This is a genomic window from Paenibacillus sp. Soil724D2 (genome assembly GCF_001427935.1).
Classification (GTDB): domain Bacteria; phylum Bacillota; class Bacilli; order Paenibacillales; family NBRC-103111; genus Paenibacillus_E.
The window spans coordinates 30,104-44,302 of sequence record NZ_LMRY01000028.1 but is presented as its reverse complement, the minus strand read 5'-3'; the positions used below and the strand labels follow the sequence as shown (position 1 = coordinate 44,302).

13 protein-coding genes and 1 other annotated feature are annotated in these 14,199 nt (G+C 44.2%); all 13 genes read left to right on the top strand.

Annotation, left to right across the window (positions count from 1 at the left end):
* Positions 1-40 precede the first annotated feature (40 nt).
* The 13 genes from rlmB to rpoC all read left to right on the top strand — a co-directional run bounded on the left by rlmB (position 41) and on the right by rpoC (position 14,125).
* A complete protein-coding gene (gene rlmB, locus ASG85_RS22505) occupies positions 41-781 on the top strand; it encodes a 23S rRNA (guanosine(2251)-2'-O)-methyltransferase RlmB (RefSeq protein WP_057304275.1) in 741 nt (246 codons plus the stop codon).
* Positions 782-786: 5 nt separating this feature from the next.
* Positions 787-1,299 carry an NYN domain-containing protein gene (locus ASG85_RS22500; protein WP_057304274.1) on the top strand — a complete coding sequence of 171 codons (513 nt, stop codon included), beginning with the start codon at positions 787-789 and terminating at the stop codon, positions 1,297-1,299.
* Positions 1,300-1,418: 119 nt separating this feature from the next.
* Positions 1,419-2,063 carry an RNA polymerase sporulation sigma factor SigH gene (sigH, locus tag ASG85_RS22495; RefSeq protein WP_028557511.1) on the top strand — a complete coding sequence of 215 codons (645 nt, stop codon included), beginning with the start codon at positions 1,419-1,421 and terminating at the stop codon, positions 2,061-2,063.
* A 224-nt stretch (positions 2,064-2,287) separates the two neighbouring features.
* On the top strand, positions 2,288-2,437 hold the full coding sequence (gene rpmG / locus ASG85_RS37095; protein ID WP_079418041.1) for a 50S ribosomal protein L33: 150 nt from the start codon (positions 2,288-2,290) through the stop codon (positions 2,435-2,437).
* A gap of 19 nt (positions 2,438-2,456) precedes the next feature.
* Positions 2,457-2,669 carry a preprotein translocase subunit SecE gene (gene secE, locus ASG85_RS22490; protein WP_047683213.1) on the top strand — a complete coding sequence of 71 codons (213 nt, stop codon included), beginning with the start codon at positions 2,457-2,459 and terminating at the stop codon, positions 2,667-2,669.
* A 24-nt stretch (positions 2,670-2,693) separates the two neighbouring features.
* Positions 2,694-3,227, top strand: a complete 534-nt coding sequence (gene nusG / locus ASG85_RS22485; RefSeq protein WP_057304273.1) for a transcription termination/antitermination protein NusG — start codon at positions 2,694-2,696, stop codon at positions 3,225-3,227.
* Positions 3,228-3,329: 102 nt separating this feature from the next.
* The gene (gene rplK, locus ASG85_RS22480; protein WP_029196472.1) at positions 3,330-3,755 is read left to right on the top strand and encodes a 50S ribosomal protein L11; all 426 of its coding nucleotides are present in this window, start codon (positions 3,330-3,332) and stop codon (positions 3,753-3,755) included.
* Between the two features lie 118 nt (positions 3,756-3,873).
* Positions 3,874-4,566, top strand: coding sequence for a 50S ribosomal protein L1 (gene rplA / locus ASG85_RS22475; RefSeq protein ID WP_029196471.1), 693 nt, complete (start codon positions 3,874-3,876; stop codon positions 4,564-4,566).
* Between the two features lie 54 nt (positions 4,567-4,620).
* Positions 4,621-4,775: a sequence feature (ribosomal protein L10 leader region), on the top strand.
* A 66-nt stretch (positions 4,776-4,841) separates the two neighbouring features.
* Positions 4,842-5,351, top strand: coding sequence for a 50S ribosomal protein L10 (rplJ, locus tag ASG85_RS22470; RefSeq protein ID WP_057304272.1), 510 nt, complete (start codon positions 4,842-4,844; stop codon positions 5,349-5,351).
* 54 nt (positions 5,352-5,405) lie between these two features.
* Entirely contained in the window at positions 5,406-5,771 is a 366-nt protein-coding gene (rplL, locus tag ASG85_RS22465; RefSeq protein WP_029196469.1) for a 50S ribosomal protein L7/L12, read from the top strand.
* Positions 5,772-5,916: 145 nt separating this feature from the next.
* Positions 5,917-6,513 carry a class I SAM-dependent methyltransferase gene (locus ASG85_RS22460; RefSeq protein ID WP_057304271.1) on the top strand — a complete coding sequence of 199 codons (597 nt, stop codon included), beginning with the start codon at positions 5,917-5,919 and terminating at the stop codon, positions 6,511-6,513.
* Between the two features lie 382 nt (positions 6,514-6,895).
* Positions 6,896-10,435, top strand: a complete 3,540-nt coding sequence (rpoB, locus tag ASG85_RS22455) for a DNA-directed RNA polymerase subunit beta (protein WP_057304270.1) — start codon at positions 6,896-6,898, stop codon at positions 10,433-10,435.
* 69 nt (positions 10,436-10,504) lie between these two features.
* Positions 10,505-14,125, top strand: a complete 3,621-nt coding sequence (rpoC, locus tag ASG85_RS22450; protein ID WP_057304269.1) for a DNA-directed RNA polymerase subunit beta' — start codon at positions 10,505-10,507, stop codon at positions 14,123-14,125.
* The last annotated feature ends 74 nt before the right edge of the window (positions 14,126-14,199 follow it).

The following is a 14,199-nucleotide window of genomic DNA, read 5'->3' as shown; positions in this document are numbered from 1 at the left end:
TGATTGTATTGTTTGAGCAAAACTTTTAGGAGGAACAGGAATGGATGAAGAATATATCGGCGGGAAGCACTCCGTTCTGGAGGCGCTTCGTGCAGGTCGGACGATTAATAAAATATGGATCGCAGAGAGTGCTCAGAAGCAATTCGCGGGTCCTATTGTAGCGGAAGCCAAGAATGTAGGCATTATCGTTCAGTTTACGGATAAGCGTAAGCTGGACCAAATGGCTGAAGGTCTGCAACACCAAGGTGTTGTAGCGCAAGTTGCAGCCTATGAGTATGTCGAAGTAGAAGATATTCTAGCTAAGGCTAAAGAACTTGGGCAAGAACCTTTTATCCTGATTCTTGATGAGATCGAGGATCCGCATAATCTGGGTTCAATTCTGCGAACAGCAGATTGTACAGGTGTTCATGGCGTCATTATTCCCAAACGGCGTTCCGTCGGACTTACAGCTACAGTTTCCAAGACTTCAGCTGGGGCTGTTGAATATGTTCCCGTTGCGCGTGTGACGAATATCGCGCAGACGATTGAGAAATTGAAAGAGCAGGGAGTTTGGGTCGCTGGAACGGATGTAACCGCTGCTCAAGACGTGTATAAAGCCAACTTTAGTATTCCAATAGCACTTGTTATCGGCAATGAAGGTAAAGGTGTTGGTCGATTAATTAAAGAGAAATGTGACTTCTTAGTTAAGCTTCCGATGGCAGGGCATGTGAATTCTTTGAATGCGTCCGTTGCCGCGGGGGTATTGATGTATGAAGTGGTTAGACAGCGTAATAAGAGTTAAATGAAATGGAACAGTTTCTGATTGTTGATGGCTACAATATTATTGGCGCTTGGCCGGAGCTGAGTAAGCTGAAAGACACGGATCTGGAGGGCGCTCGCGATCAGTTAATTCATATGCTAGCGGAGTATCAATCCTACTCAGGTATGAAGGTATATCTTGTTTTTGATGCCTATATGGTACCAGGACTTGGTAAGAAGTATGTGCAGAGTAAGCTTATAGTACTCTATACCAAAGAGAAGGAAACGGCAGATGAACGGATCGAACGCCTGGTCACGAATCTGATGGGAAGGCGTAAGCAGATCTATGTAGCCACCTCGGATATGATTGAGCAGCATGTCATATTCGGTAAAGGAGCTCTTCGGATGCCCGCTGGTGAACTGCTAGTCAAAATCAAACAGAATCGCAAAGAAGTGAGAGAACGTATTCATCCCGAAACCTCATCCAAGCGTAATCCGTTCGAAAGTAAACTGAGCCATGAGCTCAAAGAGCAGTTCGAGCGGTGGCGAAGAGGAGAGTGAATCCTCCAAATGCTAGAAATGGTGCGGTTCCCCGTTGACGGTGTGAGTTTTCTTCATGTATACTTAACCTAAACTTTTATAGTGAATCTGGGTAGTCCTGCAGGCCGGAGGGATTGTTGGTGAGTGTCGACCTCAAAGAACTGAGAATGTATGATTATGACCTCAAGCCAGATGAAGACATCGTCGAAGCAGTTCGTGAAGGCAGTAGCGAAGCGTTGGAATACCTTATCAATAAATATAAGAATTTCGTACGTGCCAAAGCACGTTCTTATTTTTTGATAGGTGCAGACCGAGAAGACATTGTGCAGGAAGGTATGATAGGTTTATATAAATCTATTCGCGACTTCCGAGGAGACAAGCTTGCTTCATTCAAAGCCTTTGCTGAACTGTGCATCACTCGACAGATCATCACGGCTATCAAAACAGCAACGCGTCAGAAGCACATTCCTCTTAACTCCTACGTGTCACTGGACAAGCCTATCTATGATGAAGATTCTGATCGTACGCTGCTTGACGTTATTAGCGGTTCCCGGGTTACAGATCCTGAGGAGCTTGTAATCAATCAAGAAGAGTTTACGGGCCTTGAAGATAAAATGGGAGAGATATTAAGTGACCTAGAGCGCAGGGTGCTGATGCTCTATCTCGATGGCAGATCGTATCAAGAAATTGCCGTTGATCTCGATCGTCATGTGAAGTCTATTGATAATGCTCTTCAACGTGTTAAACGCAAACTTGAACGTTATCTAGAAGTCCGAGATTTGTAGGAGGTACCCGCGCCGCTTAAGCTGTGCGGGTGTTTTTCTTTGGGAGAATGTTTAACAATTGTCTAGAGGGTCTATACTGATGATACTCTCGCATTTATGAGACTTCTGCCTTGACACCCTATTACGGGTTGTGATAAAGTATTTCAGGTAGCCCTAAAAGTCGCTTTCTTTTTGACGCGCTTAGAAGGGCTTTAATTAGAAAGTGTCTGTAGGAGGTGTACATCATGCGGGTCATCATCACATTAGCGTGCACAAATTGCAAACAAAGAAACTATGCATCCACTAAAAATAAGCGCAACAATCCCGACCGTATTGAGTTGAAGAAATATTGCAAATTTTGCAATGAACATACTGCTCATCGCGAGACTAGGTAGTTCTTTGGAGGTGTAGTTTGTGGCGTTCTTGGCTAGAATGAGACAAAGCTTCGGATCCACTTTTTCCTTCTTCACCGACAGTTGGTCAGAACTCAAAAAGGTCAAGTGGCCAAGTCGCAAAGAAATGACTACCTATACGCTTGTCGTTATTGGTACCGTAACTTTTGTTGCCATCTATTTTTTTGTGCTGGATCTAGGAATTTCTGAGTTGCTGCGCCTTGTTTTTAAATAAACAGGACTATAGGTGAATTTATTCATGGAAAAAAGATGGTACGTCGTACATACCTATTCAGGGTATGAGAACAAAGTGAAAGCCAACCTAGAGAAACGTGTTGAATCTATGGAAATGACGGACAAGATCTTCCGTGTGCTTGTGCCTATGGAAGAAGAACTGGTAAACAAAGACGGCAAGAAAAAAGTCGTCATGCGCAAAGTTTATCCGGGTTATGTCCTCGTAGAAATGATTCAAACGGATGACTCTTGGTATGTCGTGCGTAATACGCCAGGAGTAACTGGATTCGTAGGTTCTACAGGATCCGGCTCTAAGCCGACTGCATTATTACCTGAGGAAGTTGAATCTATCCTGAAGCATATGGGTATGGAAGAGCCGAAGGAGAAAATCGACTTCGAACTCAAAGAAACCGTACGCGTCAAGGTGGGACCTTTCGCAAACTTTGTCGGCTCTGTTGAAGAAATTATTGCTGACAAGGGTAAACTTAAGGTACATGTCAACATGTTTGGTAGAGAAACCCCGCTTGAACTCGATTTCGACCAAGTGGAAAAGCTATAAAACAAGAAAACCAAGGGTTTCTACCAGGTCTATTCCTCGGGATAGACCTTCGTTAGTGGGATGGCAATGAGATCCCATATTAAAAGCAAGGAGGTGTCTATCATGGCAAAAAAGGTTATTAAAATCGTGAAGCTTCAAGTTCAAGCTGCGAAAGCAAATCCAGCACCACCGATCGGTCCAGCATTGGGTCAAGCAGGTGTGAACATCATGGCTTTCTGTAAAGAGTTTAACGCTCGTACTGCTGATCAAGTTGGTCTTATCATTCCAGTTGAAATCACTGTATTCGAGGATCGTTCCTTTACATTCATCACTAAAACGCCTCCGGCTGCAGTTCTTCTTCGCGTCGTTGCTGGTATCGAAAAAGGATCCGGTGAACCAAACAAAAAGAAAGTTGCAACTGTGAAACGCGCTAAAGTTCGCGAAATCGCTGAACAAAAAATGCCTGACCTAAATGCTGCATCCGTTGAGGCTGCAATGCGTATGGTTGAAGGTACTGCTCGCAGCATGGGAATCACTATCGAAGATTAATTCCGCAAGGAATGCGGTTAAACGGTAAGCACTTGCTTTCGAAGTGAGTTTTCTACGAAAACTCTTCAGCCGCTCGGTGGGAGGATTATCCGCTAATACCACTAAGGAGGAAATTTAAATGCCTAAACACGGTAAAAAATACCGCGAAGTATCTCAGCTTGTAAATGCTGAAACTTTGTATGATCCGTCAGAAGCAATCGAGCTTGTTAAGAAAACAGCTCCTGCTAAATTTGATGAAACTGTAGATGTTGCAGTTCGTCTGGGTGTTGACCCAAGAAAACAAGATCAGGCTGTTCGTGGTGTCGTTGTACTTCCACATGGTACTGGTAAAACGAAACGTGTACTTGTATTTGCTAAAGGCGAGAAAGCGAAAGAAGCTGAAGCAGCTGGTGCAGATTTTGTTGGTGATGCTGACATGATCAACAAAATTCAACAAGGTTGGTTCGAATTTGACGTTTGCGTAGCTACTCCGGACATGATGAGCGAAGTTGGTAAACTGGGTCGTATCCTCGGGGGTAAAGGTTTAATGCCAAACCCTAAAGCAGGAACAGTTACTTTCGACGTTACCAAAGCTGTTCAAGAGATCAAAGCAGGTAAAATCGAGTACCGTCTTGACAAAGCAGGCCAAATCCATGCTCCACTTGGCAAAGTATCTTTCGATGCTGATAAATTGAACGAAAACTTCAAAGCATTGGTTGATGCACTTGTAAGAGCGAAACCAGCAGCTGCTAAAGGTGTTTACCTGAAAAACATTGCTGTATCCTCCACAATGGGCCCAAGCGTTCGTGTGAACCTGCAATCCTTCAGATAAGTAAAAGCTACCAGTTGACTTCGGTTGCTGGGCGTGATACTCTATCAAAGGTCATAAAAATGAATATGCAAACCGTAGACAGTAGGTGCCAACGTGCTTAATTTCCTACCGAGGTGTTATGATATATATAGCGATTTCTTTGTACATCAGGGAAAAAGTGAACACATCATGCCTTCGTAGCGTCTACGAAGGCATTTCTTATTTTAGATAAGGAATGCTGATGCTCCTACTGTTTGCGATCTTGAAAGATAAATGCATAAGAAGTGAGGTGTACTATGGCAAACGCGAAAATTCTTGCACAGAAAGAACAGGCAGTAGCTGAAGTAACTGAAAAGTTTAAAGCTAGTGCTTCTACAATCATAGCAGACTACCGCGGTTTGAACGTAGCTCAAGTAACGCAGCTGCGCAAAACCTTGCGCGAAGCTGGTATTGAATTCGTAGTTCTCAAGAACTCGTTGGCTAGACGCGCATCGGCAAATGCTGATTTAAGCGCATTGGATGAGTACCTAACAGGTCCAACTGCTATTGCTTTCAGCAATGACGATCTAGTCGCTCCAGCGAAAATCTTGACTGAATTTGCGAAAAAGAATGATCAATTGAGCGTAAAAGGCGGCGTGGTCGAAGGCCGCGTAGTTGGATACGATCAAATCAAAGCACTTGCTGAACTTCCATCCAGAGATGGTCTTCTCTCCATGTTGCTTAGCGTTCTTCAAGCTCCAGTTCGTAACTTTGCACTTGCTGTTAAAGCAGTTGCAGAGAAAAAAGAAGCTGAAGGTCAAGCTTAATTTTGTTTTACAACAACAACCACAAAATATATGAATGATAATGGAGGTTTAACCATGAGCAACAATGCAACGATCCTAGAAGCAATCAAAGGCATGACAATCTTGGAATTGAACGACCTGGTTAAAGCAATTGAAGAAGAGTTTGGCGTAACAGCAGCAGCTCCAGTAGCAGCTGGCGGTGGCGCAGCAGTAGCAGTTGAAGAAGCTCAAACTGAGTTTGATGTTATCTTGACTAGCGCTGGCGCATCCAAAATCAACGTAATTAAAGTAGTTCGCGAAATCACAGGTCTTGGCCTGAAAGAAGCGAAAGACTTGGTTGATGGCGCTCCTAAAGCAGTTAAAGAAAAAGTTAGCTCCGAAGAAGCAGAAGCTGTTAAAGCTAAGCTTACAGAAGCTGGCGCTTCCGTAGAAGTTAAGTAATCTTTCAATAGGAAACCTCTTGAAGCTTGACTTCAAGAGGTTTTTTTAACCGTTATAAGATGAGGTTTTTACCCTTAGGAAAGCCTTAGGAACGCTCTCGTTATTTGATTTTCCTAAAGGTAAAAGTGAAGGAGGAATTCATAACGTGTCAGAGCATTACTATACGGAGCGACCGACTGTTAAACGAGATGTTCATACTATGCAGGAAGTGCTGCGTGGCAAAACATATACGTTCCTGACGGATGCGGGAGTCTTTTCGAAAAAAGGTGTCGATTATGGTAGTAAGCATTTAATTGAAACTATGGAACTGCGCGAGGATGCTAAGGTTCTTGATGTAGGGTGTGGGTACGGTCCAATTGGGCTAAGCGCAGCTGTGATGTGCCCCAAGGGGCATGTGACAATGGTCGATATCAATGAGAGAGCGATTGAGCTTTCTGTTGATAATGCGAAGCGTAACGGAATTACGAATGTGACCATCCTCCAAAGTGATCTCTTGGAACAAGTACAGGGGCTGCGCTTTGACTCGGTTTTAACCAATCCGCCGATTCGTGCCGGTAAGGAAGTCGTTCATCGCATTTTTACAGATGCTTATGATTGCTTAGTTGATGGCGGGTCTATCTGGGTTGTTATTCAAAAAAAGCAGGGTGCTCCATCGGCCATGAAAAAACTCGAGTCTTTGTACAGTGAAGTTACTGAGGTATCTAAAGATAAAGGGTACAAAATACTCAAAGCCACGAAGTAATCGAAAGCTTATTGAAACGGTATGAAGTCTTTGTTGACAATCGAGGAAATTTGTTTGACTTGACATTTCACATGTGGTATTATTAAAAAATGTCAGTATTAAGATGGGACACATGTCTTTAGTTAACAAAAATGTCAAGTGTTTTTTTCTTCCGGAATGCATAAAATTTGAACTTGTAACGTATAATGTTTGAATTTTAGGAAATTCTAACAGGATGGGAAGAAATATTTGGAAAAGTCTTATTGATTACAGGGAAAAACCTTCCTTCATACAGTCGCTTAATTCGGACGGGCTCCACTAACGGAGGCGTCCTGAGTGTACGTCGGTAGAAGTTTTTCTTCTTCTTTTTATTTATTGAGTAGAGTTGAGGGGTGAATGAAAGTTGGCGGGACATCTTGTTCAATTTGGACGACGTAAACGCAGGACTTATGCACGAATTAATGAGGTGCTGGGCATTCCAAACCTGATTGAAATCCAGCAAAAATCGTATGAGTGGTTTTTGGAAGAAGGACTTCGCGAGATGTTTCAGGATATCTCTCCGATCCAGGATTTTACAGGTAACCTAGTACTGGAGTTTATTGACTATAGCTTAGGCGAGCCTAAGTATTCAGTTGATGAATCCAAAGAACGCGACGTAACCTATGCGGCGCCGTTAAGAGTCAAAGTCCGTTTGATTAATAAGGAAACCGGCGAGGTCAAAGAACAAGAAGTGTTCATGGGGGATTTCCCTATCATGACTGACACGGGAACGTTCATTATTAACGGTGCGGAGCGTGTAATCGTCTCCCAGCTCGTTCGTTCACCCAGTGTTTATTATAGCACGAAAGTGGATAAAAACGGCAAAAAAACATATACCGCAACCGTCATTCCGAACCGTGGAGCTTGGTTGGAGCTTGAAACTGATGCGAAAGATATCATCTATGTTCGTATCGATCGCACGCGTAAAATTCCAGTAACTGTCCTTCTTCGTTCCTTAGGATTTGGTACAGATGCTGAGATTTTGGATTTGCTGGGTGACAATGAATACATTCGTAATACGCTCGATAAAGATAACACGGATTCTACGGAAAAAGCGTTAATCGAAATCTATGAGCGTCTTCGTCCGGGCGAGCCTCCTACATTAGATAATGCTAGAAGCTTGATCGTTGCTCGTTTCTTTGATCCGAAGCGTTACGATTTGGCGAATGTAGGTCGCTACAAAATCAATAAAAAACTTCACATCAAAAACAGATTGTTCAATCAACGTTTGGCTGAAACACTAGTGGACTCCGAGACTGGAGAAATTATTGCAGAAGCTGGGCAATTGCTTGATCGTCGTGTTTTAGATGAAATCCTTCCTTTTATTGAAAAAGGTGCAGGGTATAAAGAATTTACGATTCCTAAAGGTGTAACGGGCGCGGATACGATTCCAGTTCAGTGCATCAACGTATATTCACCAACAGAAGAGGGCAAGGTCGTTAAAGTTATCTCTAACGGTGTTATTGATAAAACTGTCAAAAACATCACGCCTGCCGATATTATTTCATCCATTAACTATTTCATCAATTTGCTTCACGGTATCGGAAATACGGATGATATTGACCACTTAGGTAACCGTAGACTTCGTTCTGTAGGTGAATTGCTGCAAAATCAATTCCGTATTGGTCTTTCCCGTATGGAACGTGTTGTTCGTGAGCGTATGTCGATTCAAGACGCGAATGTGATTACACCGCAAGCGTTAATCAACATTCGTCCTGTTATCGCATCGATCAAAGAGTTCTTCGGTAGCTCCCAACTTTCTCAATTTATGGACCAAACGAATCCGCTTGCTGAATTGACGCACAAAAGACGTCTATCTGCACTCGGGCCCGGCGGTTTGACGAGAGAGCGCGCAGGTATGGAAGTTCGTGACGTGCATCACTCTCACTATGGCCGTATGTGTCCAATTGAGACGCCAGAGGGACCGAACATTGGTTTGATCAACTCCTTGTCTACGTTTGCCCGTATTAATGAATATGGCTTCATTGAGGCGCCATATCGTTGGGTAGATCCAAAGTCAGGACTAGTAACTGACCAAATCGCTTACCTGACTGCAGACGAAGAGGATAACTATGTTATCGCTCAGGCGAATGCACAATTGACGGAAGATAATAAATTCGTTGAAGATGCTATTATCGTTCGTTATAAGGATGACAACTTAACACTTCCGGTAGAACGTGTCGATTACATGGACGTCTCTCCGAAGCAAGTTGTTTCCGTGGCAACGGCGTTAATTCCGTTCCTTGAAAATGATGACTCCAACCGTGCGCTTATGGGTTCAAACATGCAGCGTCAAGCGGTTCCGCTTTTGATCCCGAAAGCACCCCTTGTAGGAACAGGTATGGAACATAAGGTCGCTAAAGACTCAGGAGTATGTATTGTCTCCAAATTCGATGGAATTATTGAGAAAGCTGCTGCGAATGAAATTTGGCTGCGTCGCCAAGAATTGGTCGATGGCAAGCTGGTTAGCGGCAACATCGTCAAATATAAACTCCACAAATTCATGCGTTCCAACCAAGGTACGTGCATCAATCAACGTCCAATTGTTAAAAAAGGCCAATTGGTTAAAACGGGCGATATTCTTGCAGACGGACCTTCAACAGAGCAAGGTGAATTGGCGCTTGGACGTAACGTTGTCGTAGCCTTCATGACTTGGGAAGGTTACAACTACGAGGATGCGATCTTGCTTAGCCAAAAGCTTGTGAAAGAAGATGTATACACTTCTATTCACATCGAGGAGTACGAGTCCGAAGCTCGTGATACGAAGCTGGGACCTGAAGAAATCACTCGCGATATCCCGAACGTTGGGGAAGATGCACTGAAAAATCTTGACGAGCGCGGTATTATCCGTGTCGGTGCCGAAATCGGCGCAGGCGATATCCTTGTTGGTAAAGTAACACCTAAAGGTGTAACAGAACTGACAGCGGAAGAAAGATTGCTGCATGCGATCTTCGGTGAGAAGGCTCGCGAGGTTCGTGATACATCCCTTCGCGTACCGCATGGTACAGACGGTATTGTTGTTGATGTGAAAGTATTTACTCGTGAGAACGGCGATGAGCTGCCTCCTGGTGTGAACCAACTCGTTCGTGTCTATATCGCACAAAAACGGAAAATTTCCGAAGGCGATAAAATGGCGGGACGTCACGGTAACAAAGGGGTCGTAGCACGTATTCTTCCAGAAGAAGATATGCCGTTCCTTCCAGATGGTACACCGGTTGAAGTTGTATTGAATCCACTAGGGGTTCCTTCACGTATGAATATCGGTCAAGTGCTTGAAGTTCACTTAGGTATGGCTTCCAAGTACCTAGGTATCCATGCTGCAACGCCAGTATTCGATGGAGCGCGTGAGTATGACGTGTTCGATGCGATGGAAGAAGCAGGTATGCAGCGCAGCGGTAAAACGATTCTGTACGATGGCCGTACAGGTGAATCGTTCGAACGCGAAGTCACTGTTGGCGTCATGTATATGATTAAACTGGCGCACATGGTTGATGATAAAATCCATGCCCGTTCAACAGGACCTTACTCCCTTGTTACTCAGCAGCCGCTGGGTGGTAAAGCGCAGTTCGGTGGACAACGTTTCGGGGAGATGGAAGTATGGGCGCTCGAGGCTTATGGAGCTGCTTATACACTGCAAGAAATTCTTACAGTGAAATCCGATGACGTTGTGGGCCGTGTGAAAACATATGAGTCTATCGTTAAAGGCGAGAATGTTCCAGAACCGGGTGTTCCGGAATCATTCAAAGTTTTGATCAAAGAGCTTCAAAGCTTAGGTATGGATGTTAAAATCCTCTCCGGCGACGAAGAAGAGATCGAAATGAGAGAAGCCGATGACGACGACGAAGTCACTAGCGATAAATTAAACCTAAACTTAGAGGGCTCTGAATTGGGAGTCAACGAATAAAGAACACCACAATAGATCGAGAACGATTCACTGTATAGTGGGTTTAAATTCTTAAAGGAGGGTTGCTCCTTGATGGACGTTAACAACTTCGAGTTTATGAAAATCGGCTTGGCATCACCCGATAAAATTCGCTCTTGGTCCCGTGGGGAAGTAAAGAAGCCGGAAACGATTAACTACAGAACCTTAAAGCCTGAGAAAGAAGGTCTTTTCTGCGAAAAGATCTTCGGGCCTACTAAAGATTGGGAATGTCATTGCGGTAAATACAAACGAGTTCGTTATAAAGGCGTAGTTTGTGACCGTTGCGGCGTTGAAGTAACACGTCAAAAGGTACGTCGTGAGCGCATGGGTCATATTGAACTTGCTGCTCCGGTATCTCACATTTGGTACTTCAAAGGTATTCCAAGCCGTATGGGACTTGCGCTAGATATGTCTCCAAGATCATTGGAGGAAATTATCTACTTCGCTTCCTACGTGGTAACTGATCCAGGGGATACACCTTTGGAGAAGAAGCAACTGCTTTCCGAGAAAGAATACCGCAGCTATCGCGAGAAGTACGGTTATGCTTTCCAAGCGGGAATGGGTGCGGAAGCCGTTAAAAAGCTTCTAATCGATATTGATATCGAGCGTGAAGTAGATACACTCAAAGAAGAACTCAAAACAGCGCAAGGTCAACGTCGTAATCGTGCGATTAAGCGTTTGGAAGTTATGGAAGCATTCCGTAACTCGAAGAACTTACCGGGTTGGATGGTTCTGGATGTACTTCCAGTCATTCCTCCGGAGCTTCGTCCGATGGTACAGCTCGATGGTGGCCGCTTCGCGACTTCTGACTTGAATGATCTGTATCGCCGCGTTATCAACCGTAACAACCGTTTGAAAAGATTGCTCGACCTAGGCGCACCGGATATCATTGTTCAAAATGAGAAGCGGATGCTGCAAGAGGCTGTCGATGCTCTTATCGACAACGGTCGTCGCGGCCGTCCTGTAACAGGCCCAGGCAACCGTCCATTGAAATCCCTCAGCCATATGCTGAAGGGTAAACAAGGACGTTTCCGTCAAAACTTGCTCGGTAAACGTGTTGACTACTCTGGTCGTTCCGTTATCGTTGTAGGTCCTAACCTGAAGATGTACCAATGTGGTCTTCCGAAGGAAATGGCACTTGAGTTGTTCAAGCCTTTCGTGATGAAAGAGCTTGTAAATAAAGGTTTGGCCCATAACATCAAAAGTGCAAAACGTAAAGTTGAGCGCGTAAGTCCAGATGTTTGGGATGTTCTTGAAGAAGTCATTAAGGAGCACCCGGTTCTTCTGAACCGTGCCCCTACGCTGCATAGACTTGGTATTCAAGCTTTTGAACCGATTCTGGTTGAAGGTCGCGCTATTAAACTTCATCCGCTCGTTTGTACAGCTTACAACGCTGACTTCGACGGTGACCAAATGGCCGTTCACGTACCATTGTCTTCAGAAGCTCAAGCCGAAGCTCGCTTGCTCATGCTGGCGTCAGGTAACATCTTGAATCCGAAAGACGGTAAGCCTGTTGTTACGCCTTCACAGGATATGGTTCTGGGAAGCTTCTATTTAACAACAGACAACAAATTCGCTAAAGGTGCTGGTTCTATTATTAGAACGGTGCATGAAGCAGTTTCTTCCTACCAATCGGGCAAAATGGCACTGCACGCACGGGTTGCTATTCCTGCAAGAGCATTGAACAAAGTTAGTTTCACTGAGAAACAGCAAAATGCGATCTTGATCACGACGATCGGTAAAATCATTATGAATGAGATTTTCCCTAGCGACTTCCCATTCATTAATGAACCAACCAAAACGAACCTATTGAATGGTATCCCAGATTCTCACTTTGTTTTCGAAAAAGGTGCTGATCTTAGAGCTATTATGTTGGAACGTGATGAGAACAAAGCGGTAGGTAAAGAATATCTCGGTTCTATCATTGCCGAGTGTTTCCGTAAATACCACACAACTCAAACGTCCATGATCCTTGATAAAATTAAAGAGCTTGGATTCACGTACTCCACCAAAGCGGGTATTACCGTAGCTGTCTCTGACGTTGTTGTTCCTACTGAAAAAGTAGCAATCCTCAAAGAATGTGAAGAGAAAGTACGTGTAGTTACGAACCAATACCGCCGTGGTTTGATTACAGATGAAGAGCGTTATGACCGTGTTATTGCGATCTGGAGTAAAGCAAAGGATGAAATCACAGATATTTTGATGAAATCCCTTGATAAATACAACTCTATTAGCATGATGGTTGAATCCAAAGCCCGTGGTAATAAATCACAGATTACACAGCTTGGCGGTATGCGTGGTTTGATGGCGAATCCATCCGGTAAAATTATGGAGTTGCCAATTAAATCGAACTTCCGTGAAGGCTTAACAATCTTGGAGTACTTTATTTCCACGCACGGAGCGCGTAAAGGTCTTGCCGATACAGCACTTCGTACAGCGGATTCAGGGTACTTGACTCGCCGTCTCGTTGACGTTGCGCAAGATGTTATTGTTCGCGAAGATGATTGTGGAACAGATAAAGGCTTCATGGTTAGCAAAATTCAAGATGGTAAAGAGGTTATTGAAGATCTCTATGACCGTATTGAAGGTCGTTATGCTTATGAAACCCTTCGTCATCCGAAAACAGGTGAAGTAATTGTTCAACGCAATGAGCTCATCGAATCAGGTATTGCAGATACAATTATTGAAGCAGGTATCGAGAAACTTCAAATCCGTTCCGTCCTTAGCTGCCGCACCAATCATGGTGTTTGTAAAAAATGTTACGGTCGTAACTTAGCTACTGGCCAGTTTGTTGAGGTTGGTGAAGCAGTTGGTATTATCGCTGCTCAATCCATTGGTGAGCCAGGAACACAGTTGACGATGCGTACGTTCCATACCGGTGGTGTTGCCGGAGATGATATTACGCAAGGTTTGCCGCGTATTCAAGAGCTCTTCGAAGCTCGGAATCCGAAAGGTCAAGCGATCATTTCCGAAATCGATGGTACTGTCAAAGAAATCCGTGAAGCTAAGGACCGTCGTGAGATTGAAGTCCAAGGGGAAGCGGAATCCAAGGTTTATGCGGTTCCTTACGGATCACGTGTCCGTGTCTCACTGAATCAACAGGTCGAGGCTGGAGATGAGCTGACTGATGGATCTATCGATCCAAAAGAAATGCTCCGCATCAAAGGTATTCGCGGCGTGCAGAACTACATTCTGCAAGAAGTTCAACGCGTATATCGTAACCAAGGGGTAGAAATTAACGATAAACATATCGAAGTTATGGTTCGCCAAATGCTGCGGAAAATCCGTATCGTTGACGCTGGTGATACTACGTTACTTCCAGGTTCATTCGTAGACATTCATGAATACGAAGCTGCCAACAAAGTAGCCTTGTTCGCTGGTAGTGAACCTGCTGTTGCAAGACCTATCTTGCTCGGTATTACTAAAGCGTCCCTAGAGACCGATTCCTTCCTATCTGCGGCTTCTTTCCAAGAAACGACACGTGTCTTGACGGATGCAGCCATTAAAGGCAAGGTTGACCAATTACTTGGTCTTAAGGAGAACGTTATTATCGGTAAACTTATTCCTGCAGGTACGGGAATGCCTCGTTACCGGAATATCCGTATTACGGATCCGAACGAAGTGCTTGTACAAGACGAGGATCTTGAAAAAGAAACTGTCACTGTTGAATAGATTCGCTATGTAATCAGGAGGGATAGCCACTTTATTATGAAGTGTGCTGTCCCTTTTGATATACATTTACTAAT

Bases quoted from the DNA above. Each gene is read 5' to 3' on its own strand.
- rlmB (WP_057304275.1), top strand. From the start codon at position 41: ATGGATGAAGAATATATCGGCGGGAAGCACTCCGTTCTGGAGGCGCTT.
- ASG85_RS22500 (WP_057304274.1), top strand. From the start codon at position 787: ATGGAACAGTTTCTGATTGTTGATGGCTACAATATTATTGGCGCTTGG.
- rpmG (WP_079418041.1), top strand. From the start codon at position 2,288: ATGCGGGTCATCATCACATTAGCGTGCACAAATTGCAAACAAAGAAAC.
- nusG (WP_057304273.1), top strand. From the start codon at position 2,694: ATGGAAAAAAGATGGTACGTCGTACATACCTATTCAGGGTATGAGAAC.
- rplK (WP_029196472.1), top strand. From the start codon at position 3,330: ATGGCAAAAAAGGTTATTAAAATCGTGAAGCTTCAAGTTCAAGCTGCG.
- rplA (WP_029196471.1), top strand. From the start codon at position 3,874: ATGCCTAAACACGGTAAAAAATACCGCGAAGTATCTCAGCTTGTAAAT.
- rplJ (WP_057304272.1), top strand. From the start codon at position 4,842: ATGGCAAACGCGAAAATTCTTGCACAGAAAGAACAGGCAGTAGCTGAA.
- rplL (WP_029196469.1), top strand. From the start codon at position 5,406: ATGAGCAACAATGCAACGATCCTAGAAGCAATCAAAGGCATGACAATC.